Here is a 25,554-nt window from a genome sequence, read left to right as displayed (position 1 = left end):
AATTCTCGTGTAGCGACAACTTACCACCGTGAGCAAACAATCAACAACGAAACACAAGATTGTAACCTATTCCAAATTTTCATCATTTAACCGACACCAGATAACAGACATAAAAAAGCCCACTCCGAAGAGTGGGCTTTGAGCATTTATATCCGCTTAGCAGCGATACACGTTAGTCAATTAAGCTAGAGAAGCTTTAACCTGTGCGTGCAGTTCTTGAACTGAAGTTACTGACGTTTTCGCGTCTGCAGTGTGCGCCATACAAGTCGCAAATGCAGCATTTAGCGTAGTCGTGTAGTTCACTTTCTCAGCCAATGCGCCACGACGAAGAACTTTCGAATCTTCAATCGCTTGACGGCCAGCAGCAGTGTTCACGATGTACGTGTACTCGTTGTTCTTGATACGGTCAAGAATGTGAGGACGACCTTCGTGTACCTTGTTTACTAGACGTGGGTTGATACCCGCTTCACCAAGGATAACCGCAGTACCGTGTGTTGCGTCTAGTTGGTAGCCAAGCTTAGATAGCTTAGATGCTAGGTCAACAACGCGCTCTTTGTCGCCTTCGCGAACAGAAAGAAGTGCACGGCCGCCTTCTGGGTAGATGTTGCCACAACCCAATTCAGCTTTAGAGTATGCTTCAGCAAACGTTGCACCAACACCCATAACCTCACCAGTAGAGCGCATTTCTGGGCCTAATAGTGGGTCAACACCAGGGAATTTGTTGAACGGAAGAACAACTTCTTTCACTGAGTAGTATGGTGGAATGATTTCTTTCGTAAAGCCTTGAGACTCTAGCGATTGACCCGCCATAACACGAGCTGCAATCTTAGCGACTGCTGCGCCTGTTGCTTTCGATACGAACGGTACTGTACGTGCTGCACGAGGGTTAACTTCGATTAGGTACACTTCGTTGTTCTTAACAGCAAACTGCGTATTCATTAGACCACGAACACCCAACTCGAACGCTAGCTTTTCAACTTGCTCACGCATTACGTCTTGGATTTCTTGGCTTAGCGTGTAAGCAGGAAGAGAACATGCTGAGTCACCTGAGTGAACACCTGCTTGCTCGATGTGCTCCATGATACCCGCAATAACAACGCGCTCACCGTCACAAATCGCATCAACGTCTACTTCAATTGCATCATCTAGGAAGCTATCAAGTAGTACTGGAGATTCGTTTGAAACACTGACTGCTTCGTTGAAGTAGCGACGTAAGTCTTGCTCGTCGTATACGATTTCCATCGCACGACCACCAAGAACATAAGAAGGACGAACAACCAATGGGAAGCCGATTTCGCGAGATTTCTCTACCGCTTGCTCCATTGTTGTAACTGTCGCGTTTTCTGGTTGTAGAAGACCAAGACGGTCAACAGCAACTTGGAAACGCTCACGGTCTTCTGCACGGTCGATTGCGTCTGGGCTAGTACCAATGATTGGTACGCCAGCAGCCTCAAGCTCACGAGCCAGTTTCAGTGGTGTTTGACCACCGTACTGAACGATAACGCCTTTTGGCTTCTCAACACGAACGATTGCGAGTACGTCTTCCAGAGTTACTGGTTCAAAGTACAGACGGTCAGACGTATCGTAGTCTGTCGAAACTGTCTCAGGGTTACAGTTAACCATGATTGTTTCGTAGCCATCTTCACGTAGTGCTAAAGATGCGTGTACACAACAGTAATCGAATTCAATACCTTGGCCGATACGGTTTGGACCGCCGCCTAAGATCATGATTTTCTCTTTGTCTGTTGGGTTCGATTCACATTCGTCATCGTAAGATGAGTACATGTAAGCCGTATCAGAAGAGAACTCAGCCGCACACGTATCTACGCGCTTGTAGACTGGGTGAATATCATATTGGTCACGTAGACGACGAATTTCACTTTCAGCCACACCTAGAATCTTAGACAGGCGAGCATCAGCAAAACCTTTACGCTTAAGCTTCATTAGCTCGTCTTTATTCAGACCAGCAAAGCCTTTCGCTTTAAGTTCTTGCTCTAGTTTTACGATGTCTTCGATTTGAACTAGGAACCAGCGGTCAATTTGCGTTAGGTTGAATACACCATCAACTGACATACCAGCACGGAAAGCGTCTGCGATGTACCAAATACGGTCAGAACCAGCTTCTTTAAGCTCATGGCGAATCGTCGTTAGAGCGTCAGGTGCATCTAGGTCAACCATTTCGTCAAAACCAGTTGCGCCTACTTCTAGACCGCGAAGTGCTTTCTGTAGAGATTCTTGTTGGTTACGGCCGATAGCCATAACTTCACCAACCGACTTCATTTGCGTCGTTAGACGGTCGTTAGCACCTGCAAACTTCTCGAAGTTAAAACGAGGAATCTTAGTTACTACGTAATCGATTGTTGGTTCGAATGATGCTGGCGTTGCGCCGCCAGTGATGTCATTCATTAGCTCGTCTAGCGTAAAGCCAACAGCCAGTTTCGCTGCAATCTTAGCGATTGGGAAACCTGTTGCTTTAGATGCTAGTGCCGAAGAGCGAGATACACGTGGGTTCATCTCGATGATAACCATACGGCCATCTTTCGGGTTGATACCAAACTGTACGTTTGAACCACCTGTTTCAACACCAATCTCACGCAGTACTGCTAGAGATGCATTACGCATTAGTTGGTATTCTTTGTCTGTCAGCGTTTGTGCAGGAGCCACTGTGATCGAGTCACCAGTGTGAATACCCATTGGGTCAAAGTTTTCAATCGCACATACGATGATGCAGTTGTCGTTCTTGTCGCGAACCACTTCCATCTCGTACTCTTTCCAACCGATAAGTGATTCATCGATAAGAAGTTCGTTGGTTGGAGATAGGTCCAAACCACGACGACAGATTTCTTCAAATTCTTCTTTGTTATAAGCGATACCACCGCCTGTACCACCCATCGTAAACGATGGACGAATGATACAAGGGAAACCAACCATTTCTTGAACTTTGTAAGCTTCTTCCATCGTTTTCGCTGTATCAGCCGTTGGACACTCAAGACCAATCGATTTCATTGCTTTATCAAAACGAGAGCGGTCTTCAGCTTTATCGATAGCGTCAGCCGTTGCGCCAATCATCTCTACGCCGAACTCTTCAAGTACGCCGTATTTTTCTAAATCTAACGCACAGTTAAGTGCAGTTTGGCCGCCCATTGTCGGTAGAACTGCATCTGGCTTCTCTTTAGCGATGATGTTACGAACCACTTCCCATTGGATAGGTTCGATGTAAGTCGCATCAGCCATGTCTGGGTCAGTCATGATTGTCGCTGGGTTCGAGTTTACAAGAATAACTCGGTAACCTTCTTCGCGAAGTGCTTTACAAGCTTGAGCACCAGAGTAATCAAACTCACATGCTTGACCGATAACAATCGGACCAGCACCTAGAATTAGAACACTTTTAATGTCAGTACGTTTTGGCATTATCTACTACTCCGGATTACGCTTTGTCTTGTTTGTTTGCAACAGACTGGTTAATTAATTCAATGAAGTGGTCGAATAGCGGTGCCGCATCTTCTGGACCTGGGCTTGCTTCTGGGTGACCTTGGAAGCTAAATGCTGGCTTATCTGTACGATGGATACCTTGTAGAGAACCATCAAATAGAGACTTATGAGTCGCTCGTAATGTCTCTGGAAGCGTATCTTCGTCAGCAGCAAAGCCGTGGTTTTGTGAAGTAATCATCACAACATCACGATCTAAATCTTTAACCGGGTGGTTTGCACCGTGGTGACCAAACTTCATCTTCACTGTCTTAGCGCCTGACGCAAGAGCAAGAATCTGGTGACCTAGACAGATACCAAAGATTGGTAAACCTTTTTCTAGGAACACTTTTGTTGCTTCAATTGCGTAAGTACATGGTTCTGGGTCACCAGGGCCATTTGAAAGGAAAACACCATCAGGGTTCAGAGCGAGTACTTCTTCTGCTGAAGTTTCAGCAGGAACAACCGTTAGGCGGCAGCCGCGGTCAACAAGCATTCGTAAGATGTTTCGTTTTGCGCCGAAGTCATAAGCAACAACGTGGTATGGCAATTCAGAGTCTGCTTTCGCTTCAGGAAGTCCACCCGTAAGCGTCCACGAACCTTGTTTCCATTGATACGCTTCTTTTGTTGTAACTTCTTTCGCAAGGTCCATACCTTTCAGGCCAGGGAATTCTTTTGCTTTAGCTAGAGCCAAAGCTTCGTCTAAATTGTTACCCGCTACGATACAACCGTTTTGAGCACCTTTTTCACGAAGAATACGCGTCAGCTTACGAGTATCGATATCAGCGATACCAACAACGTTTTGCGACTTAAGGTAATCAGAAAGGGATTGTTCATTACGGAAATTAGAAGCGATTAGAGGGAGATCGCGAATCACAAGGCCTTGAGCATGGATTGAAGAAGATTCTTCATCTTCGGAATTGGTTCCGGTATTGCCAATGTGAGGGTAAGTAAGGGTAACGATTTGCTGAGAATAGGAAGGATCAGTGAGGATTTCTTGGTACCCCGTCATCGAGGTATTAAAAACGACTTCACCAACTGCAGAACCTACAGCGCCAATGGCTTCACCGTGAAATACTGTCCCATCTTCTAGGACGAGTAGTGCTGACTTCTTCAAGACAACCTCCAGAAATAAAAATGCATTAAAATTGATTTAATTTGCAAATCTACCTTCCTGCAACACCAAAAACTGCGTGTTTATGGAAATTAGACAAATTGGCGGTATTTTAGTGATCTGCGTGATACGTGTCAACATTTAACGCAAAAGAAATTAAACATTTGTAAGAACTAATTCAATTTCCTTTACCAAAGCTTCAAAAGTTCAACTTTCATACTCAATTAATAGGAATATTACGATTTTCTAATTTTCACCCGTCGTTTTAGCTAACCATAGAGTGCCAAAAATATCAGCGACAAAACGCAATCGATAAATACCAAGAGAAAACATGATTATTTAAAGATCTAAAACAAAAAACACACTAGAGCCTGCATAAATAGCATAAAAACAGAGGGAAAATGGCGATAAGAAGAAAGTAGAAGGAAGCTCGTAGAAGAGAGATTATTAAGGAAAAGCCACCAAATAAAGAAAGCGCCGGCAATTGCCAGCGCATAAATATCTATTTACAGGTCATTCAAACCAAGGACATCCGTCATGGTATAAAAGCCTGCTGGCTTGTCATTTAGCCAAACAGCTGCCTTTATCGCACCATTAGCAAAGGTCATTCTATCCGTTGCTTTATGGGTAATTTCAACGCGCTCACCAATATCAGCAAACATTGCGGTATGCTCGCCAATGATGTCACCGGCACGAATCGTCGCAAAGCCGATCTCATCTTTGGTACGCTCGCCAGTAATACCTTCACGTGACCATACAGCGACATCGTTTAGATCATTGCCCATCGCACCAGCAATCGCTTCGCCCATACCAATCGCAGTGCCTGACGGCGCATCGACTTTATGGCGATGGTGAGCCTCAACGATCTCAACATCACAATAATCGCCCATCACTTTAGCGGCCTTTTCTAGCAGCTTAAATACTAGGTTTACACCAACACTGTAGTTAGGAGCCATTACGATAGGCATCTCTTTTGACGCCTCATCAATCACCTGTTTCTCTTCTTCAGAGAAACCTGTCGTACCGATAATTAGCTTCTTTCCGTGACGTTTACAAAGTTCAATATTCGCTAATGTGCTCACAGGCGCGGTAAAGTCGACGATCACGTCAAACTCTTCAATCGCTTTCGAAAGGTCATCGACTAGAGCTACATCAAAACGGCCTTCACCGCATAACTCGCCAACATCAACACCGACCAAAGATGACTCTGGGCGCTCTGAACCAGCGCCAACGCTTGCTTCTGAATTTTGGTGAGCGGCTTTCACCAAGTTACGACCCATACGGCCAGCTGCTCCTGCAATTGCAATTCTTACCACTGCGAATATCTCCATTGTTTTGGTTACCGTCACTGCTCATCTGTCGCAGCAACGTTCATTCGATTAATCTCTTTAAACTAACAACAATCTCAAACTCAGGCTAGCAATTACGAAAACTCTTTTATTACTCGCTCTAAAATGGGCAAATTCGCTTCAGGGAATGCGTATTGGCTCAATGATTCAAGATCGACCCATTCACCTTGTTGCCCTTCTTTACCATAAGGCTGTTGCTCGAAATCAGTCACAAGAATGAAATCAAACTTAAGCGACTTGTCACTGTAATCAAATTCAAGGTGCTCAAACAGAGACTGCTCTGTCACCTTGATGCCAATCTCTTCATCAAGTTCACGAGCCATCGCCTGCTCAATGGTTTCGCCCGCTTCTACTTTACCACCTGGGAATTCCCAGAAACCGCCTTTGTGCTTGTCGTCTGGGCGTTTAGTGATAAAGACCTGTGATTTATCTTGGTTGAAGATAATACCCGCGACAATATGGATTCTTTTCATATGATGATGTTCCTTAATAAAACGCTTCGCTCAAGCAGCCCCTGAATACGTCATCCTCAAGAAGGAGCAACGACTGAGTTGGGGAGAAAATACAACAACCTTAAGCCAAACTATCAAACAAGATTCCCTACTGCGCTCGTTCCTCGCTATAGGGAATGACGACTTTCCTTTCGACAAAAAGATAAGTCATGAAATTTACATACAAAAAGAGCCGCCTAAGCGACTCTTTTTAATAGCAGTAAGTTTTTATGAAGCTAAGTTGTAACGCGTTAAGTGCAAGGAGGAGGCACGGAGCTTACGTTAGTAAGTGAGTACCTCCGACACTGCAATTATCCGTTACAGCGAAGATTCACCAGACTTAGTCAATTTTACCGTGACACTGTTTGTACTTCTTACCACTTCCACATGGGCATGGTTCGTTACGACCCACTTTACGCTCATCACGTACTACCGTTTGTGGAGATGCCGCATCCGCTTCATCGTCAGCTAGCTGGTTTTCAGCCGTTGCGTGTTGTGCTTGTGCACGACGCGCCGCTTGTTCAGCTTGAGCTTGACGTTGAGCTTCCATCTTTTCAACTTCTTCTTGTTGCTGAACGCGAACTTTAGAAAGGATGGTAACAACATCTGTTTTCAGCACATCGAGTAGGCCTTCAAACAGTTCAAACGACTCACGCTTGTACTCTTGTTTCGGGTTCTTCTGAGCATAACCACGTAAGTGGATACCTTGACGAAGGTGATCCATCGCAGCCAAGTGCTCTTTCCAAAGACCGTCTAGCGTTTGTAGCATCACAGACTTCTCGAAGTTACGCAGTACTTGAGCACCAACCACTTCTTCTTTCTGTTTGTACGAATCTACCGCCATACCAAGAATACGCTCACGCAATGCTTCTTCATAAAGCTTGTCGTCTTCGTCTAACCAACCTTGAATATCAAAGTCTAGGTCGAAGTCATTCTTCAGACGATCTTGCAGACCCGCGATATCCCACATGTCTTCAAGAGATTGAGGAGCGATGTATTCATCAATGACTGACGCCAGTACATCTTCACGGTTGTGTTCGATCATCTCGCTGATGTCATCAGAACTCATCAGTTCATCACGTAGCTCATAAACAACCTTACGTTGGTCATTGGCTACATCATCGTACTCAAGAAGCTGCTTACGGATGTCGAAGTTACGACCTTCCACTTTACGTTGAGCTTTTTCAATTGAGCGAGACAGCATCTTAGATTCAATCGCTTCGCCTTCGTCCATACCACTTTGGATAAGACCAGCCATACGATCAGACGTAAAGATACGTAGCAGAGAATCTTCCATTGATAGGTAGAAACGAGAAGAACCTGCATCACCTTGACGACCAGAACGACCACGTAGCTGGTTATCGATACGGCGAGATTCATGACGCTCAGTACCAATGATGTGCAGACCACCTGACTCAAGAACTGTATCGTGGACAACTCTCCAGTCAGCTTTGATCTTGTCGATCTGCTCTTTCGTTGGATTATCTAGCTTCTCAATTTGTGCCTGCCAGCTACCACCTAACACGATATCGGTACCACGACCTGCCATGTTAGTTGCGATAGTTACCGCACTCGGCATACCGGCTTGCGCAACGATCTCAGCTTCCATCTCGTGGAACTTAGCATTTAGTACGTTGTGCTTAATTTTTGCTTTTTTCAGTGCGTTAGACAGCAGTTCAGATTTCTCGATAGAAACCGTACCAACCAGTGATGGCTGACCAGCCGCAACACGGTCTTTGATGTCTTCAATGATCGCATTGAACTTGTCTTCTTCAGTACGATAAACCACATCTGGCATATCGTTACGAACCATAGGCTTGTTGGTTGGGATAACCACCGTTTCTAGGCCGTAGATAGACTGGAACTCGAAAGCTTCAGTATCAGCAGTACCTGTCATGCCTGACAGTTTTTCGTACAGTCGGAAGAAGTTCTGGAATGTAATCGATGCTAGAGTTTGGTTTTCATTCTGAATCTTCACACCTTCTTTAGCTTCAACAGCTTGGTGTAAACCTTCAGACCAACGACGACCTGGCATAGTACGACCAGTATGTTCATCAACGATAACCACTTCGCCTTCTTCAGTAACGATGTAGTCGACGTTTTTCTCAAACAATACGTGTGCACGAAGCGCAGCATTCACATGGTGCAATAGGCTGATATTGGTTGGAGAGTAAAGTGTGTCACCCTCTTCCATCAAGCCGTTTTTGACCATTAGTTCTTCTACAAATTCTTGACCGTTTTCAGTCAGGTGAACCTGTTTTGATTTTTCGTCCATGGTGTAGTGACCTTCACCACGGTACTCTTCTGAATCTTCTTTATCTTGACGCTCTAGAGAAGGAATTAGAGTGTTAATGCGCGTATAAAGGTCAGAACTATCTTCAGCTGGGCCAGAGATAATTAACGGAGTACGAGCTTCATCAATTAAGATGGAGTCAACCTCATCGACTACAGCGAAGAAGCGCTCACGTTGAACTCGGTCTTCAGCACGGAAAGCCATGTTGTCACGAAGGTAATCAAAACCAAACTCGTTGTTTGTTCCGTATAGGATGTCAGCTTGGTACGCTTCTTTTTTCTCTGGCGGAGCCATGTTTGCCACATTCACGCCAACAGTCATGCCAAGGAATTCAAATAATGGACGGTTTGTTTCCGCATCACGCTTCGCTAGGTAATCGTTCACCGTTATTACGTGAACACCTTTGCTTGGTAGCGCGTTTAGATAAGCTGGTAGGGTTGCGGTAAGTGTCTTACCTTCACCAGTACGCATCTCTGCAATTTGGCCAGCATTTAGAACCATGCCACCAATCATTTGCACGTCAAAGTGACGCATGCCGTAAACACGCTTAGACGCTTCACGTACCGTAGCGAAAGCTTCAGGTAGAAGTTGATCTAACGATTCACCTTTATCTAAGCGCTCACGAAACTCAACCGTTTTTGCTTTTAGCTCTTCATCAGAAAGTGCTTCAAACGTTGGTTCGTAGTTATTAATTTCTTTTACAATTTTTCTAAGGCGGCGCAGTGTTCTGTCATTGCGACTGCCAATTACCTTTGTCAGCAGCTTAGTAATCATGTGCTTGGAATCTCTTCGTTCTCAGATCGTCCGCGATCTATTTTAAATGCCGTCAGTCTCTACTAGCTATGAACTAGTCTTCAGTTACTAACCAAGGATACTGAGATAAATCTAGTATCTTTGATATTGTACTTGAGAGTAGAGTTTTCAAGGCTTGAGTTAAAATTAATGCCCTTTAGTGTAAGTAATTTTCACACTAACGACCATTTAGAACACCATTTGTTTGATGTGCTTGGAACTTTTCTTTCTAATTGCTGATGGATTAAGCAGACAGCAGCCCATTGGCCAGCAATTTCCGGAGGTTAACGACACTGTATCTGGAAAATAGATACAAAAAAACCAGGCCGATGGCCTGGTTTTTGAAATCTTATATTGTTGTAAACAACAATTACGCTAGAACCATACCCGGTTCTGCGAAAGCAACTGGAGAGCCAGCTTCTTCTTCGAATGTTGCCCATTCCCAAGCTTCGGCGTCAGCAAGAACTGCGCGTAAAAGTTGGTTATTTAGGCCGTGACCTGATTTGTATGCACGGAACTCACCAATAATAGCGTGTCCACACATGTAAAGGTCACCAATCGCATCCAATACTTTATGAGTTACAAACTCATTGTCAAAACGAAGGCCTTCTTCATTAAGAATTCGGTATTCGTCCAGTACGATAGCATTATCAAAGCTACCGCCAAGTACTAGGTTTTGAGACTGAAGGTACTCAATATCGCGCATGAAACCGAAAGTACGAGCGCGAGAAATCTGCTTCACAAAACCTTGTGATGAGAAATCAAACAACAAACGTTGCTCATCGGATTCAATTGCAGGGTGGTTAAAGTCGATCTCAAAGTCCATACGGAAGCCGTTAAATGGAACAAACTCTGCCCACTTATCGCCATCTTCAAAACGGATAGGCTTTTTGATTCGAATAAAACGTTTCGCTGCATTCAGTGTTTCTACACCCGCTTGCTGTAGCAAGTATACGAATGGGCTTGCGCTACCATCCATAATTGGAATTTCTGGAGCATCGACTTCAACAATAATGTTGTCGATACCCATTCCAGCTAGAGCTGCGTTAAGGTGTTCCACTGTAGAGATACGTATGCCTTCGTCATTAACAAGAGCAGTACATAACATAGTGTCACGAACTGATGCTGGATCAGCTGGGAAATCTACAGGTGGATTGACATCTGTACGACGATAAACAATACCTGTATTTGCAGCTGCCGGGCGAAGAGTAAGTGTGACTTTACGACCAGAGTGGAGACCCACACCAGTTGTTTTCACAATTTCTTTCAGAGTACGTTGTCTGATCATCTGCTTGCCTCGTTATCAGTGCTACAAATCACGGTCAGTATTTACCAACCGCGAATTTTACCATTAATTCGACGATAGTCAAATTTTGGGTATTTGTTAATCAGCCTGACGTCGTAAAAATGCTGGAATATCTAAATATCCGCTCTCTTTCTCAGCTTTAGGTGCTGCACTCTGGCTAGCGCCTGTACCCGAAGAAACAGGTGACGTTGTTGGCTGTGGTTTAACTTGAGGTTTTACCTCAGTTTTTTCCTGCAATGGTTGTGCCACTTTCTCTTCCACTTTTGCTGCTGTTTGAACAGCAACTTGAGGTTGAGGCGTTGACGCTACTTTTGCTTTACCACCAGCAACTAGAGTAATGTCTGGTTTTTTCTCTGTGCCGATACCTGTTGCAACAACAGTTACACGGATTTCATCCGTCATATCAGGGTCTAGAGAGGTACCAATAACAACCGTTGCGTTATCAGAAGCGAATGCCTTAACTGTATTACCCACAGTTTCGAATTCATCTAAACGCATATCTAGGCCTGCAGTGATGTTCACAAGAACGCCACGCGCGCCAGCTAGGTCGATGTCTTCTAGTAATGGGCTAGAAATTGCCGTTTCAGCAGCTTCTTCAGCACGGTCTTCACCTTTTGCGATACCGCTACCCATCATTGCATGACCCATTTCCGACATCACAGTGCGAACATCCGCGAAATCGACGTTAATCATACCAGGGCGAGTAATTAGCTCAGCGATACCTTGTACAGCGTTTTTAAGTACATCATTTGCACTTGCGAAAGCTTCTAGCAGTGTTACGCCACGGCCAAGTACTTTAAGTAGCTTTTCATTTGGAATCGTAATTAAAGAATCCACATGTTTAGAAAGCTCTTCGATACCTTGCTCAGCAAACGCTAAACGCTTTTTGCCTTCAAAGCTAAATGGCTTAGTTACAACAGCAACCGTTAGCACACCCAGCTCTTTCGCAACTTCAGCAATAACTGGAGCAGCACCTGTACCTGTACCACCGCCCATACCAGCTGCGATAAATACCATATCGGCGCCAGTTAGAACTTCTTTAATTCTTTCTCGATCTTCGAGAGCTGCATCACGGCCTACTTGTGGATTTGCACCAGCGCCCAAACCTTTAGTGATATCACCACCAATTTGGATCACGCTGCTCACGCTCGTTTTACGAAGGGCTTGTGCATCAGTATTAACACTGATGAACTCTACGCCTTCGATCGATTCACGTACCATGTGCTCAACAGCATTACCGCCACCGCCACCAACTCCAACGACTTTAATTACTGCATCGTCAGACATTTCCATCATCGGTTCAAACATGTGTTATCTCCGTTTTTTCCTGCAACTCAGGTTAAAACTCTTTTTGTATCCAATTACGCAATTTACCAAACAAGCCTGACATAGAAGGTGCTGAACGCTTAGGTTCGCTGTAATCACCCTCATCACTTATCTGACAATCTCTTGCGTAATGAAGTAAACCAACCGCCGTAGAATGATACGGCTCTTTAACATAGTCAGTTAAGCCACTAACTTCTAACGGCTTACCAACTCGAACTTGATTGCGGAAAACACGTTCCGCACACTCTACCAATCCGTCAATTTGTGCCGCTCCACCAGTGAGAACGACGCCAGCTGCAAGGTGGTGTTTAATACCTTCATCTCGTAGCTGTAATTGAACCGTATCAATAGTTTGGTTAACGAGACCCATAAGTTCAGTGTAACGTGGTTCAATCACTTCCGACAAAGTTTGTCTTTGCAAACTTCTCGATGGACGGCCACCTACACTAGGGACGTTAACAGAATCATCCTTGCTTACGAGTTCACTCAGAGCGCAACCGTGGTTTACTTTTATCTCTTCAGCATCGCTCACTGGCGTGCCGAAAGCGAAGGCAATATCACTGGTTACTGCATTTCCTGCGTAGGAAAAGACTTCTGTGTGTCGCAATGCGCCGCCAGTCCAAATGGAAATATCCATCGTACCAGCACCAATATCAACAACACATACTCCAAGCTCTCTCTCGTCGTCAGTAATTACCGCATTGCTTGAGGCAAGTCCTGAAAACACGATTTGTTCTACAGTGAGACCACATCGTTCAACAGCTTTAATAATGTTTCTCGCCATGTCGCTGTGGCAAGAAATTAGATGAACACTGACTTCCATTCGAACACCAGATAAACCAAGTGGATTCTTGATCCCCTCTTGATAATCGATGGTAAATTCTTGTGGAATCACGTGCAGAATTCTCTGCTCATCACCTATTTTAATTGATTTCGCGGTATGGATCGCTCGATCCATATCGTCTTGAGACACCTCTTCATCAGAAATAGTGCCCATGCCTTTTTCAATTCGGCTTGCGATATGTTTGCCCGATAGCGAGATAAACACATTGCTGATTTGGCATTCCGCCATCAACTCTGCTTGATCAATGGCTCGCTGAACTGACTTCACTACCGACTCTAGGTCGTTTACACCACCTTTATCCATACCTCTGGATGGGCTTTGCCCTGAACCAATGATATTGATTTGACCATCAGGCAATATTTCACCAACTAGAGCTGATATGGTCGCAGTGCCTATATCAAGACCAACGATTATGTTGTCATCTGCGGTCTTAGTCATCTGTGCTCTCTTCTAACTCTTGCTCTGGAAACCAGCCTACAGCGGCTCCCGTATCATACCTGAGGTCGATGTAGCTCACTTGATTCGCTTTACTACCAAGTTCGTTGTAAAGCGAAATGAAGCGTTCAACACGCTCATCTAAAGAATCTTTACCTAGTTCTAAACGGATACCGTTATCTAGGATTATTTGCCAAGCGCGACGCTCATTGAGAACGAGCGAGGTAACGGTTAACCCTAGATTGTTAATCAAAGGAGTTATTTGTCGCCACTTTTCTATCACTTTTTGGCTGGTGCCGTCTGGGCCGTAAAGCTTGACTCTATCGCCCTTCAAAAGACCGATATCACCATTAAACACCTGACCATTATCATTCAACAGCATGTTACCGTTCCAGATTGCTGCTGCATGATACTCAGTCAAAAATACTTTTATTGTGTCTGGCCACTGCTTACGAATGGACACCACTGAAACCCAAGGTAACGCTTCTAAACTGTCTTGCAACACACCGATGTCTTGCGACATGAACGTTCCAATATGCTCTAGCTCGCCAAAGGCATGTTGAACATCACCAGCAGTTACGTAAGTTAAGTCGCCTTGAAGTACTATTTTGGAGAGAGGCAATCGCTGATCGTCCCACATCCAAGTCAGTGTGGTATAGAAAAGAAATCCAATGAATAGCAGTACCATGACAAAAAAAGACCCGCCTACAGCGTGTTTCTTTAGCGATGGTAAACTGAATAGGTGGCGGTTTTCGCTAAAAGTACCTTCTACCAAAGCCCGCATTCCCTGTCGTTGGTTCGCAATTCTATTCCCTATCTTCGTAATAGAGGTAAAAGCACTTACTTTAACCTATGAATTATACTGAGCAAAATCAAACTATCAAACGTTGATAATAAGATTTTTGGTCAATTTTAGGTCAATCGCAAGAAGTGAGCGATCAACCACAGTCTGTATACAGTATTCTGTTACGCGTTTTGCATCTTATTAATGTCTAATTGTAGCGATTCAAGTTGCTTCGCTACACGACCAACATCACCAGCACCCTGTGTTAAAACAAGGTCTCCGCCTTGAATAACGTTGGCTAAAACCGACGGCAGCGTGTTGATATCAGCAACAAAGATGGGATCAATCTTACCACGCCCACGAATAGTTCGACTTAACGAGCGTCCGTCAGCCCCTGCAATAGGTTTCTCACCTGCAGAATAAACATCTAACAGAATAAGCACATCAACCTGCTCAAGAACGTTCGCGAAGTCATCATACAGATCGCGAGTGCGGCTATAACGGTGCGGTTGGAAGATCATCACAAGACGTTTATCAGTCCAACCACTTCGCGCAGCTTGAATGGTGACATCAACTTCGGTTGGGTGATGGCCGTAATCATCGACCAGCATTGCAACACCCTTACCCGTTTCATATTCACCAAGGTGATCGAAACGACGACCAGTGCCTTCCGTTCCAGCCATCGCTTTTAGAATCGCTTCATCGCTGATGTCATCTTCCGTCGCAACCGCAATCGCCGCTGATGCGTTCAGTGCGTTATGGCGACCGGGAATGTTCAACGTAATATCGAGATTGGCTTTACCTTTGCGAACAACCGTAAACTTGCCTTGCTGACCTTGTTGTACATAGTTTTCAATGCGGATATCAGCGTCTTCTGAGAAGCCGTAGGTAATCACTTGGCGGCTCACCTGAGGAATAAGCTCACGTACTACCGGATCATCCACACACATCACAGCCTGACCGTAGAATGGCAGATTGTGTAAGAAATCAATAAACGTCTGCTTTAGCGTTTCAAAATCGCCGCCGTAGGTATCCATATGATCCGCTTCAATGTTAGTCACAATACTAACCATTGGTTGCAGGTGTAAGAATGACGCGTCACTTTCATCGGCTTCAGCGATAAGAATACGACTCGAACCTAAGCGAGCATTGGTACCAACACTTTTTACCAAACCACCGTTTACGAAAGTTGGATCTAAACCCGCTTCCGAATATATTTGTGTCACTAGCGCGGTCGTCGTGGTTTTACCGTGCGTACCTGCCACAGCAATGCCATGACGAAAACGCATCAGTTCAGCCAGCATTTCTGCACGACGAACGATAGGTGTACGCGCTTCACGAGCAGCAATAATCTCTGGGTTTTCTTCGTTGATAGCGGTTGAAACCACCACCACACTTGCATCAGCAACGTTACTTGCTTGGTGGCCGATGTAAACGGTAGCACCCTTGCTAACTAAACGATCGGTCACTGGGTTTTGAGCAATATCAGAACCCGTGATCTGGTAGCCTTCATTAAGCAAGACTTCAGCAATCCCGCTCATTCCTGCGCCACCAATACCGATGAAGTGGATAGATTTAACACGGCGCATCTCTGGCACCATTGCACGGATTTGCGCTAAGTCTTGGGTATGTTCAATCGTCATCAATTCAATCTCATTATTTTGCTAAAGCTTTAATCGCTTCAGCGACGGTCACATCAGCATCAAGCTTGGCTGCTTGACGAGCTTTTGTTGCCATCATTTTTAATTCATTTCTATCAAGCTGAGCAATCGTGTTCGCTAGCTTATCAGCCGTCAATTGAGGCTGTTCAATCATTAACGCTGCGCCACATTCAACTAGGTGATCGGCATTCAACGCTTGCTGTCTGTCTTTATGCATAAACGGAACGAAGATAGAACCCACACCGGCTGCAGACACTTCTGATACGGTTAATGCACCTGAGCGACACACTAATAGATCTGCCCACTCATAAGCTTGCGCCACATCATCAATAAATTCAGTCACTTGAACATTATCTACAGAATGTGATTTGTATTGTTCAATCACTTGCTGTTGATTGTTTTTACCAGCTTGGTGCATCACAGTAAAACCAGCGCCTAGCTGAGCCAATGTTACAGGCAGAGTATCGTTAAGAATTTTAGCACCTTGGCTGCCACCCATAACTAGGATACGAATATCGCCGTCACGCTCTGCCATGCGTTGCTCGGGTTCAGCTAAGCCAACAACATCTTCACGCACAGGGTTACCAACAACGTCAGCCGTTGGAAAAGCACCAGGGAAAGCTTGGAATACTTTTTTAGCAATTTTAGATAGCCATTGGTTGGTTAAACCTGCCACTGCATTTTGTTCATGCAAAACTACAGGAATACCGGATAACCATGCCGCGATGCCACCGGGACCACTCACGTAACCACCCATTCCAAGCACCACATCTGGTTGCCATGCTTTGATGTGCTGTCTTGCTTGAAGTATGGCATTAATAATCTGGAATGGCGCTTTAATTAGCTTGCTAATGCCTTGACCACGCAGGCCTTTCACCTTAATGAAGTCGATCTCAATACCATGCTTTGGTACCAGATCCGCCTCCATTCTGTCCGCAGTTCCTAACCAGCGAATTTCCCAACCTTGTTGCTGAAGCTTTTTCGCCACCGCTAACCCTGGGAAAACATGACCGCCAGTTCCACCAGCCATCACTAAAAGTTTTTTGTTTTGTTTCATCACGTTAGATTCTTATTCTACTAATTCGTTTTGATTGTCGGCTTGTTCTTTTTGTTGCATTCGGCATTCGTGATCGATACGCAGCAGCATAGAAACCGCGACTGACATGACGATAAGGCTTGAACCACCGTAACTGATAAGCGGCAGGGTTAGACCTTTGGTCGGAACAATACCCGATGCAGCACCTACGTTAACAAGCGTCTGAAAAGCAAACCAAATACCAATACCAAAGGCAAGATAACCACTGAATAACTGGTCGTTCTCGAAGGCTTTTTTGCCAATTAAAATGGCTTTAAGCACCAAACTAAAAATAAGGATCAGCACTAAGGTCACGCCAACAAAACCCAACTCTTCAGCCAATACCGCAAAAACAAAATCGGTATGTGCTTCTGGTAAATATTCTAACTTCTGAACCGAGTTTCCAAGGCCTTGCCCCATCCAATCACCACGACCAAATGCCATTAGCGATTGAGTTAACTGGTAGCCACTGCCAAACGGGTCATTCCACGGTTCCCAAAATGAGGTAACACGTCGAACACGATAAGGTTCTATAACAATCAAGCCAACGACCGCAGCAATACCCGCCACCATCAAGGCAATAAACTGTGAAAGCTTGGCTCCTGCGATAAATAGCATTCCGAACAAGGTCACCAGCATTACAACTACTGTACCTAAATCGGGCTGGCCAAGTAGTAACACAGCAAAAGCACCGAATACCATGATCGGTTTACCAAAGCCACCGAAGAAGGTTTTTCTCACTTCGTCTTGTTTACGAACTAAATAACCCGCCATAAAGATAAACAGCGACAACTTAGCGACTTCAGCGGGTTGTAAGTTAAATAATCCAAGAGGGATCCAGCGCGATGCACCGTTAACCGACTTACCGACAGCCAATACCACGACCAGCAAAAAGAAGGATAAACCCAATAAATACATACTGTATTGAAACCAACGTTTCATTGGAATTTGCAATATGACGCTGGATACGATTAACGCCAACACAAGGAAAATGGCGTGACGGAACATAAAGTGAAACGGCTGATCGGTTAAACGAGCACTGATTGGGAACGAAGCCGACGTTACCATTACCAAGCCCGTCAGCATCAGTCCAAGAGCAATCCATACCAACTGACGATCGTAGAGCGCCTCTGGTGTGGCACGGTTTAGCCATTGCCAAATGGATTGATTAATCTCTTTCACTCTTTGCACTGAATGTTAGTCCTTCTACACGTTAGGCATACTCATGGGCAAGATCAGTGAACGCATCACCTCTCGCCATGAAGTTATTAAATTGATCGAAGCTCGCACACGCTGGAGACAACATCACCATATCACCGGCAACTAACTGCTTCGAGACACTCTCGATAATGTCACGCATGGTATCAAACGTCTTAGCCGATGGATGCAATGGCATAAATTGCGCGGCATCTTCACCGAAGCAACACAGTTGAACACGCTCTAGCTGTGACAACACAGGTTCAAGCTCACTAAAATCAGCGCCCTTACCTACACCACCAACCAGAAGATACAAGGTGCCTTGATATTCTAAGCCCGACAGAGCCGCTAATGTACTGGCTACGTTGGTTGCTTTCGAGTCGTTAACCCACTTAATAGAACGCTTATCAGCCACCACTTGGCAACGATGTGTTAAACCGTTGTAGGCCTTCAGAGCTTCAAGGCTTTTGCTGTAATCAATACCGACTTGTTTAAGCAGTGCTAGCGAGACTAGCGCATTTGCCACATTGTGACGTCCAACCAATGTTAAATCTTGAGTAGGAAATACTGGCTTGCTGTTATCCACCAGCCATTCAGTACCATCAATCGTCGCCACACCAAACTCTTGGTCGTCGAGTCCGAATGTCACTAATGGCATACTGTGGTCAGGATAAGTCTCTTTGTCTTCGCGGTTTACAATCGCGTACTGAGCATTGTTAAAAATTCTTAATTTAGCGTCACGGTAATCGGCCATGCCTTGATAGCGATCCATATGATCTTCTGACAAGTTCAAAAAGGCCGCTGCTGCAAGATTTAGACTGGATGTTGTCTCTAGCTGAAAGCTTGAAAGCTCAAGCACATACAAGTCGGCATCAAGCTCAAGCAGGTCTAAGGCAGGAATACCGATGTTGCCACCAACGCCAACGTTAAGACCGGCAGCTTTAGCAAGCACACCCGTTAGATCTGTCACTGTGCTCTTGCCATTGGAACCCGTGATAGCCACAACAGGTTTCTCTACCGCCCAGCCAAACAGTTCAATATCGCCAACAACCGGAGTTCCCGCTTGAATAACATCTTGTATTTCAGGCGTCGCTAAGGCGATACCTGGGTTAGCAATCACCAAATCAGCTTCCGCTAACCATTGGCTATTCCAACTTCCAGAATGCAGTTCTACCGATTCAGGTAAAGATTCCTTTCCTGGTGGTAGCTCTCGAGTATCAATCACCTTCACATGAGTATGAGGCTGATATTTTACGAGATGTTTAACGACAGAGAGCCCGGTAATACCGAGCCCCACAACCACTACATTTTGAATATTTTGCCAACGTTCCATTTAAACAAGATGCTCTTAATAGTTTTAAAGAGCCTCTAATCAGAGGCTCACATAAGATTAACGAACTTTCAGTGTCGCTAGGCCAACCAGTACTAATACCATTGAGATGATCCAAAAGCGCACGATTACGCGCGGCTCTGGCCAACCTTTCAGTTCATAGTGGTGGTGAATCGGAGCCATGCGGAAAATACGCTGACCACGCAATTTGTAAGAGCCCACCTGCAGAATAACTGACAAGGTCTCCATTACAAACACACCGCCCATGATAACCAGTACCAACTCTTGGCGAACTAACACCGCGATCACACCCAGTGCACCACCAAGCGCTAGTGAGCCAACATCGCCCATGAATACTTGCGCTGGGTAAGTGTTGAACCATAGGAAGCCAAGTCCGGCACCGACGATAGCAGTACATACCACAACCAGTTCAGAGGTGTATGGAATGTATGGAATGTGTAGATATGCTGCAAAGTTAACGTTACCTGTTGCCCAAGCAATCACAGCAAAACCAGCAGCAACCATAACCGTTGGCATAATGGCCAAGCCATCTAGGCCGTCTGTTAGGTTCACCGCGTTACTGGTACCCACAATAACAAAATAAGTCAGTACGATGTACAATAAACCCAATTGTGGCATCACATCTTTAAAGAAAGGAACCACCAATTGAGTTGCTGCAGTATCGTGCCCGTGAGCATACAGAGCAAATGCCACAACCAATGCAATAGCCGATTGCCAGAAGTACTTCCAGCGAGCAATCAAGCCATCGGTGTTCTTACGAACCACTTTACGGTAGTCATCAACAAAACCGACCGCGCCATAACCAGCAAGTACAACTAATACAGCCCAAACATAAGGATTGGAAAGATCAGCCCACATCAATACCGTAATAATGATCGCAGCTAGGATCATCACGCCACCCATGGTTGGTGTACCACGTTTGCTAAAGTGAGATTCAGGGCCGTCATTACGAACAACTTGGCCAATTTGTAGCATTTGCAGACGCTCAATTAAACGAGGTCCCATCCACAGCGACAGACATAAAGCCGTCAAAATACTCGCGATTGCACGAAACGATAGGTATTCGAACAAACGGAAAAAAGAAAGGTGTGGCTGTAGTAGCTCTGCAAGCCAAATTATCATGAAAAGTTCTCCTTTAAAGCAGCGGCTATTTTACTCATTCCAGCACTATTCGCGCCTTTTACCAACAAGGTATGTGACGCGTTTTCTGGCAAGCGTAAGTGCTGCTCTATGTGCGCGATCATCGCTTGATGCGTTGCAAAGTGGGTACCGTTACAGACCTCACTAATCACTTTGGTATCATCACCGTAAGTGAGTACATGCTCAAAAGCGAATGGGGCAGCATATTCACCGACTTGACGGTGAAGTGCAAGACTTTCGTCGCCTAATTCAGCCATATTGCCTAAAATCAACCAACGTTGACCTTTGAAGCTCGACAGCAGTTTGGCTGCCGCCTTCATCGCGGGTACGCTGGCGTTATAACTGTCATCTATCAGCTTGATATTCTGACTTAATTGTTGAACCTCAACTCGTCCTTTAACCGAGATAAGATTCGCTAAACCACTTTTTGTTTCCTCAAGCGTTGCGCCAAATTGAATGCTCAACGCTGCAGCCGCCAACGCGTTCGCCACGTTATGCTGACCAATAATACCAAGTTCAACAGCCGTAGCACCTTGTGGTGTTTGCATATCAAAGCAAGCTTCGCCTTGGTCGTTGATTTCGATATTTTCAGCAAAATAATCGGCTTCACGACTACCTTCAGAAAATGTCAGAACCGTTTTATCCGCAAGTACTTCATTCCAAAAGTCACCACCGTTGCTCTCTAAATTAACAATAGCAGTATCACCAGCAGCAAGCCCCTGAAAAATTTCACCTTTCGCTTGTTTCACACCATCAATCGAACCAAAGCCTTCTAAATGAGCCGCGGCTACATTATTAACTAAGGCAACTTGTGGCTTCACTAGCTGAGTGGTGTAGGCAATTTCACCAATATGGTTAGCGCCTAATTCGATCACAGCATAGTCATCACTTGATTCACTGCGTAACAAGGTCAAAGGCACACCAATATCATTATTGAAGTTACCCGCCGTAAACAGCACCTTGCCACGCTGCTGTAAAATGCTCGCCACCATCTCTTTAACGGTCGTTTTGCCACAGCTGCCTGTAATCGCCATCGTTGGCACGTCACATTGTTTGTGAATCCAAGCACTTAGTTCACCTAAAGCAAGTTTAGTGTCTTCGACAACAACTTGAGTAATATTTAAGTCAAGTTTTCGTTCGACTAACAACGCGCTCGCGTTTGCTTCAACGGCTTGATGGCAAAAGTCATGCGCGTCGAAACGATCTCCAACGATAGCGACAAACAAGGCGCCTTCTTCAACGGTACGAGTATCCGTTGAAACTGCATTGATTACGTTATTATTCGAGTTGCCCGCTTCAATCAACTCACCACTGACCACGGAGCAGATTTGCTCAAGTGATACATCAATCATTATGAAATACCTAAAAGTTGAAGCGCAGACTCTCGGTCTGAGTAATGTACCGTTTTATCTTTCAATACTTGGTAATCCTCATGGCCTTTACCAGCCAGAAGAATAATGTCATCGCTGCCTGCCTGCTCAAGCGCAAACTTAACGGCTTGATAGCGATCGTGTTCGACAAACGCAGCTTCAGGTTTACTTAAGCCAGCCAGCATGTCTTTGACTATCAGTGCTGGTTCTTCGCTACGAGGGTTATCATCTGAAATAATGATTTTATCGGCGAACTGCTCTGCGGTCGCAGACATCATTGGGCGCTTACCAGTGTCGCGATCTCCACCACAACCAAAGATTGCCCACAGTTTACCGGAGCAATGCACGCGCAGTGCTGCCAATGCTTTCTCTAGCGCATCGGGCGTATGAGCATAATCGACAACTACTTTTGCTTTGTTGGGAACTTGGAAAAGCTCCATTCGGCCAATCACAGGTTGAAGCTGAGGCGCAGTGTCGACCAAGATTTGCTTTTCGATACCCAAAGAAAGCAAAGTAGCAAAAGCAACCAGTACGTTTGATGCGTTGAACTGACCAATCAATGGAACAGAAAGCTTCCCTTGTCCCCAACTACCATCGAAAGAGAGCTTGATACCAGTTTCTGCATAAGCGACATCAGACGCCCACACCGACTGTTGATAGCCCGTTAGCGGTAACAGTGAGACTGCAATGGCATTGGATAAGTCCGGCATCCAAGCTTTACCCACTTCGTCATCCACATTGATCACTGCGTGCTTGCATTTGTGTTGAGTAAACAGGCTCTTCTTAGCCAATGCGTACTCTTCCATCGTGCCGTGGTAATCAAGATGATCACGACTCAAGTTAGTAAATACACCTACCTCAAAGTCCAAAGCCTTTACTCGACCTTGCACCAAACCATGAGAAGATATTTCCATTGCGGTATAAACCGCTTTTTCTGCAGCTAACTCACTCAGCGTGCGCTGTATTTCGATGGCACTGCCTGTGGTGTTCGCTGCGGTTTTTAGATTGTCTAGGAAACCATTACCTGTCGTGCCCATAACCGCTGAGCGTTGGCCGACGAGATCAAGCCATTGAGCAATCAGCTGGGTGATGGTGGTTTTGCCATTGGTGCCGGTAACACCAATCAACTTAGTCGCTTGAGACAAGTAAACACGACCAGCTAACTCAGATAGCACCAAGTTAAGGTTGTTAATGTAAATAACAGGGACAGTATCCAACCATTCAATCAGACCATGAGGCTTTTCAGCATCGGCCTGTGCAATAACAGCATGAGTTCCCAGTGCGACCGCTTTGTCGATAAAACGACGGCCATCAACAGCATGTCCGACTACGGCAACAAAAATATCACCGTCCTTGATGGCTCGGCTATCTAGCTCCAATTGCTCAACAGCAATCGACTCCAGTTCAGGTGAACTAAAGTCTCCCCAGGGAGAAAGTAAAGATGACAGCGTAAGGCGATTGCTCATATTGAATCCTGATTAACTCTATTCTTGAAACTTATTTTCATCAGCAGGGACGTTCATTATTTGCAGTGCGCCCTTCATGATTTCAGAAAAGACGGGGGCTGCGACTGAACCACCATAGTAAAGGTCGCCTTGAGGCTCATTGACCACAACAACCAATGCCACTCTTGGATCACTAACTGGAGCAAAGCCTGCGGTAACCGCGATGTATTCATCACTGTAGCCGCCAGCTTCAGCCTTACGAGAGGTACCCGTTTTGGCTGCAACGCGGTAACCCGGAACGGCCGCTCTTGTCGCCGTACCGCCTTTTTGAGTCACCCCTTCTAGCATATTCAAAACCAGTTCAGCGTTCTCGCGCTTGATGATTTGCTTAGAAAAATCTTGGTCGTTACTCTTAATAATATGAATCGGCTCATACAAACCTTTATTAGCTAACGTCGCATAGGCATGTGCCAACTGCATCGGCGTAACAGACAAGCCATAACCGAACGCTAAGGTGGCAATTTCAAACTTTGACCAACGACGGCGATTCGGGAAAATACCGCTCGTTTCACCAACCAAATTCAGCCCAGACATCTCGCCTAGACCAACTGAACTGTACATCCCAAGCAAGGCTTCAAGTGGCATGTTAAGCGCCAATTTAGCAACACCGATGTTACTCGACTTCTTGAGGATCAGCGCTAAGTCAGCCTTACCGACTTTAGAAGAATCTCGTACGCGGCTGCCACCGATCTGCATAATGCCATTGCCAGTATCAATCACGATATCTGGGTCTGCAGTGCCGTTCTCTAGCGCCGCCAAAACCACAAAAGGTTTCACGGTCGAGCCAGGTTCCATTGCATCGGTGAGCACGCGGTTACGCATTTTGAAGCTTTGTAAGTCAGCGCGGTTATTCGGATTATAAGAAGGGGCATTAACCATGGCTAACACGGCACCCGTTTTCACATCGAGTAGTACAGCAGAGCCTGAAGTCGCCTTGTGATCGGCCACGGCCTGCTTAATCGCTCGATAAGCAATGGCTTGTAATCGTTGATCGATCGTTAATTCGAGTGGTTTGCCTTCTTCACGCTCTTCTAAAGCAATGTTTTCAACAACGCGTCCATAGCGATCTTTACGAATCGTCCGCTTACCTGCTTCACCCGTGAGCCATTTGTCATAGCTGCGTTCAACGCCTTCTAAACCGTGCCCGTCAATTCCGGTAACACCGATAAGGTGTGCACTGACTTCGCCTGCGGGGTAGTAACGTCGAGATTCCGCTTTCAGGCCAACACCCACCAGCTTTAGTTCACGAATATACTTAGCCATCGCTGGGCTAACTTGTCTTTGTAGGTAAACAAATCGGCGGGATTTGTTGCTAGAGATCTTGTCGATCATCGATTGTCGTTCTAAGCCAAGTACATCAGCTAACGCATACCAACGATCAATCTGGGCCATGCCATTTTTATCGAAAATCGTTTTCGGGTCGGCCCATACCGCCTCAACTGGAACACTCACAGCAAGTGGTTCGCCATTACGGTCTGAGATAATGCCGCGGGCGGAAGGAATAGCCTTAACACGTACCGAGCGAAGATCGCCCTGACGGATTAAGTTATCTGGTTCAATAATTTGGATGTAAGCCACACGACCAACGAGTGCAGCAAAGGCAAGAAATACGAAAGCAATAACGACGTTGAAACGCCATTTAATAAGAATTGGACCCGAATCCTTTTCGCTCTTCACTCGCTCTTTCGTTGATTTATTAACGGGTTTGGCGGGTGCTTTTTCCTTTTTACCGGTCATTTCAGTGTGATCACAACTTCTTTGTCAGAGTCTGGACGTTTCATGTCTAGCTCTCGTTTTGCCGATGCTTGAACGCGGCTATGTTCAGCCAAAGCCGTCTCTTCAAGCATTAAATTTCGCCACTCATCATCAAGCTGTTCTCGTTCCACTAATGCCATGTCTTTTTTCGTGATCGCCTGACGTGAATTATGTGTCGTAAGAACGACCCCCATCGCACTCGCAAAGATACAGATAAGAAGTACCAATGGAACCTTGCCCACGGAGATCAAATCAAAAAATATTATCTTGGCTAAGTTAGGCTTGGAGGTCTTCATTG

At 45.4% G+C, this 25,554-nt stretch carries 18 protein-coding genes; all 18 read right to left on the bottom strand.

From position 1 onward, the window contains the following. Positions 1-180 precede the first annotated feature (180 nt). Positions 181-3,411, bottom strand: coding sequence for a carbamoyl-phosphate synthase large subunit (gene carB, locus OCU90_RS02400; protein ID WP_017077692.1), 3,231 nt, complete (start codon positions 3,409-3,411; stop codon positions 181-183). 16 nt (positions 3,412-3,427) lie between these two features. Next, a complete protein-coding gene (gene carA / locus OCU90_RS02395) occupies positions 3,428-4,585 on the bottom strand; it encodes a glutamine-hydrolyzing carbamoyl-phosphate synthase small subunit (RefSeq protein ID WP_017072829.1) in 1,158 nt (385 codons plus the stop codon). Between the two features lie 503 nt (positions 4,586-5,088). Then, positions 5,089-5,913: a 4-hydroxy-tetrahydrodipicolinate reductase gene (gene dapB / locus OCU90_RS02390; RefSeq protein ID WP_081090005.1), complete on the bottom strand. Its 825-nt coding sequence runs from the start codon at positions 5,911-5,913 to the stop codon at positions 5,089-5,091. 92 nt (positions 5,914-6,005) lie between these two features. Beyond that, positions 6,006-6,404, bottom strand: coding sequence for an 8-oxo-dGTP diphosphatase MutT (mutT, locus tag OCU90_RS02385; protein ID WP_061024525.1), 399 nt, complete (start codon positions 6,402-6,404; stop codon positions 6,006-6,008). 358 nt (positions 6,405-6,762) lie between these two features. Further along, positions 6,763-9,489: a preprotein translocase subunit SecA gene (gene secA, locus OCU90_RS02380; RefSeq protein WP_017077687.1), complete on the bottom strand. Its 2,727-nt coding sequence runs from the start codon at positions 9,487-9,489 to the stop codon at positions 6,763-6,765. A gap of 388 nt (positions 9,490-9,877) precedes the next feature. Beyond that, positions 9,878-10,795: a UDP-3-O-acyl-N-acetylglucosamine deacetylase gene (gene lpxC, locus OCU90_RS02375; protein ID WP_017080243.1), complete on the bottom strand. Its 918-nt coding sequence runs from the start codon at positions 10,793-10,795 to the stop codon at positions 9,878-9,880. Between the two features lie 96 nt (positions 10,796-10,891). Further along, positions 10,892-12,121, bottom strand: coding sequence for a cell division protein FtsZ (gene ftsZ, locus OCU90_RS02370; RefSeq protein WP_061024523.1), 1,230 nt, complete (start codon positions 12,119-12,121; stop codon positions 10,892-10,894). Positions 12,122-12,152: 31 nt separating this feature from the next. Beyond that, positions 12,153-13,421, bottom strand: a complete 1,269-nt coding sequence (gene ftsA, locus OCU90_RS02365; protein ID WP_004729844.1) for a cell division protein FtsA — start codon at positions 13,419-13,421, stop codon at positions 12,153-12,155. Further along, on the bottom strand, positions 13,414-14,106 hold the full coding sequence (locus OCU90_RS02360) for a cell division protein FtsQ/DivIB (protein ID WP_004729846.1): 693 nt from the start codon (positions 14,104-14,106) through the stop codon (positions 13,414-13,416). The genes ftsA and OCU90_RS02360 overlap by 8 nt, the downstream gene beginning before the upstream one ends. 278 nt (positions 14,107-14,384) lie before the next feature. Then, positions 14,385-15,845, bottom strand: a complete 1,461-nt coding sequence (murC, locus tag OCU90_RS02355; protein ID WP_017084769.1) for a UDP-N-acetylmuramate--L-alanine ligase — start codon at positions 15,843-15,845, stop codon at positions 14,385-14,387. Positions 15,846-15,858: 13 nt separating this feature from the next. Next, the gene (murG, locus tag OCU90_RS02350) at positions 15,859-16,920 is read right to left on the bottom strand and encodes an undecaprenyldiphospho-muramoylpentapeptide beta-N-acetylglucosaminyltransferase (protein WP_061024519.1); all 1,062 of its coding nucleotides are present in this window, start codon (positions 16,918-16,920) and stop codon (positions 15,859-15,861) included. A gap of 12 nt (positions 16,921-16,932) precedes the next feature. Continuing rightward, positions 16,933-18,129, bottom strand: a complete 1,197-nt coding sequence (ftsW, locus tag OCU90_RS02345; protein WP_017087507.1) for a cell division protein FtsW — start codon at positions 18,127-18,129, stop codon at positions 16,933-16,935. A 22-nt stretch (positions 18,130-18,151) separates the two neighbouring features. Next, entirely contained in the window at positions 18,152-19,468 is a 1,317-nt protein-coding gene (gene murD / locus OCU90_RS02340) for a UDP-N-acetylmuramoyl-L-alanine--D-glutamate ligase (protein WP_061024517.1), read from the bottom strand. A 57-nt stretch (positions 19,469-19,525) separates the two neighbouring features. Further along, positions 19,526-20,608: a phospho-N-acetylmuramoyl-pentapeptide-transferase gene (mraY, locus tag OCU90_RS02335; protein ID WP_004735991.1), complete on the bottom strand. Its 1,083-nt coding sequence runs from the start codon at positions 20,606-20,608 to the stop codon at positions 19,526-19,528. Continuing rightward, the gene (locus OCU90_RS02330; protein WP_061024516.1) at positions 20,605-21,978 is read right to left on the bottom strand and encodes a UDP-N-acetylmuramoyl-tripeptide--D-alanyl-D-alanine ligase; all 1,374 of its coding nucleotides are present in this window, start codon (positions 21,976-21,978) and stop codon (positions 20,605-20,607) included. The genes mraY and OCU90_RS02330 overlap by 4 nt, the downstream gene beginning before the upstream one ends. Further along, entirely contained in the window at positions 21,978-23,462 is a 1,485-nt protein-coding gene (gene murE / locus OCU90_RS02325; protein WP_061024514.1) for a UDP-N-acetylmuramoyl-L-alanyl-D-glutamate--2,6-diaminopimelate ligase, read from the bottom strand. The genes OCU90_RS02330 and murE overlap by 1 nt, the downstream gene beginning before the upstream one ends. 18 nt (positions 23,463-23,480) lie before the next feature. Further along, positions 23,481-25,238, bottom strand: coding sequence for a penicillin-binding transpeptidase domain-containing protein (locus OCU90_RS02320; RefSeq protein WP_061024512.1), 1,758 nt, complete (start codon positions 25,236-25,238; stop codon positions 23,481-23,483). Then, complete coding sequence (ftsL, locus tag OCU90_RS02315) at positions 25,235-25,552, bottom strand: cell division protein FtsL (protein ID WP_004735995.1); 318 nt, start codon at positions 25,550-25,552, stop codon at positions 25,235-25,237. Before ftsL ends, OCU90_RS02320 begins: the two co-directional genes overlap by 4 nt. Between the last annotated feature and the right edge of the window lie 2 nt (positions 25,553-25,554).

Source organism: Vibrio splendidus, assembly GCF_024347615.1.
In the GTDB taxonomy this organism is placed as follows: domain Bacteria; phylum Pseudomonadota; class Gammaproteobacteria; order Enterobacterales; family Vibrionaceae; genus Vibrio; species Vibrio splendidus.
This window is presented reverse-complemented; position numbering and strand designations above follow the sequence as displayed.

Coding starts and splice junctions, on each gene's coding strand:
- carB (WP_017077692.1), bottom strand. CDS start 3,411: ATGCCAAAACGTACTGACATTAAAAGTGTTCTAATTCTAGGTGCTGGT.
- dapB (WP_081090005.1), bottom strand. CDS start 5,913: ATGGAGATATTCGCAGTGGTAAGAATTGCAATTGCAGGAGCAGCTGGC.
- mutT (WP_061024525.1), bottom strand. CDS start 6,404: ATGAAAAGAATCCATATTGTCGCGGGTATTATCTTCAACCAAGATAAA.
- secA (WP_017077687.1), bottom strand. CDS start 9,489: ATGATTACTAAGCTGCTGACAAAGGTAATTGGCAGTCGCAATGACAGA.
- lpxC (WP_017080243.1), bottom strand. CDS start 10,795: ATGATCAGACAACGTACTCTGAAAGAAATTGTGAAAACAACTGGTGTG.
- ftsZ (WP_061024523.1), bottom strand. CDS start 12,121: ATGTTTGAACCGATGATGGAAATGTCTGACGATGCAGTAATTAAAGTC.
- ftsA (WP_004729844.1), bottom strand. CDS start 13,421: ATGACTAAGACCGCAGATGACAACATAATCGTTGGTCTTGATATAGGC.
- OCU90_RS02360 (WP_004729846.1), bottom strand. CDS start 14,106: ATGGTACTGCTATTCATTGGATTTCTTTTCTATACCACACTGACTTGG.
- murC (WP_017084769.1), bottom strand. CDS start 15,845: ATGACGATTGAACATACCCAAGACTTAGCGCAAATCCGTGCAATGGTG.
- murG (WP_061024519.1), bottom strand. CDS start 16,920: ATGAAACAAAACAAAAAACTTTTAGTGATGGCTGGTGGAACTGGCGGT.
- murD (WP_061024517.1), bottom strand. CDS start 19,468: ATGGAACGTTGGCAAAATATTCAAAATGTAGTGGTTGTGGGGCTCGGT.
- mraY (WP_004735991.1), bottom strand. CDS start 20,608: ATGATAATTTGGCTTGCAGAGCTACTACAGCCACACCTTTCTTTTTTC.
- OCU90_RS02330 (WP_061024516.1), bottom strand. CDS start 21,978: ATGATTGATGTATCACTTGAGCAAATCTGCTCCGTGGTCAGTGGTGAG.
- murE (WP_061024514.1), bottom strand. CDS start 23,462: ATGAGCAATCGCCTTACGCTGTCATCTTTACTTTCTCCCTGGGGAGAC.
- OCU90_RS02320 (WP_061024512.1), bottom strand. CDS start 25,238: ATGACCGGTAAAAAGGAAAAAGCACCCGCCAAACCCGTTAATAAATCA.
- ftsL (WP_004735995.1), bottom strand. CDS start 25,552: ATGAAGACCTCCAAGCCTAACTTAGCCAAGATAATATTTTTTGATTTG.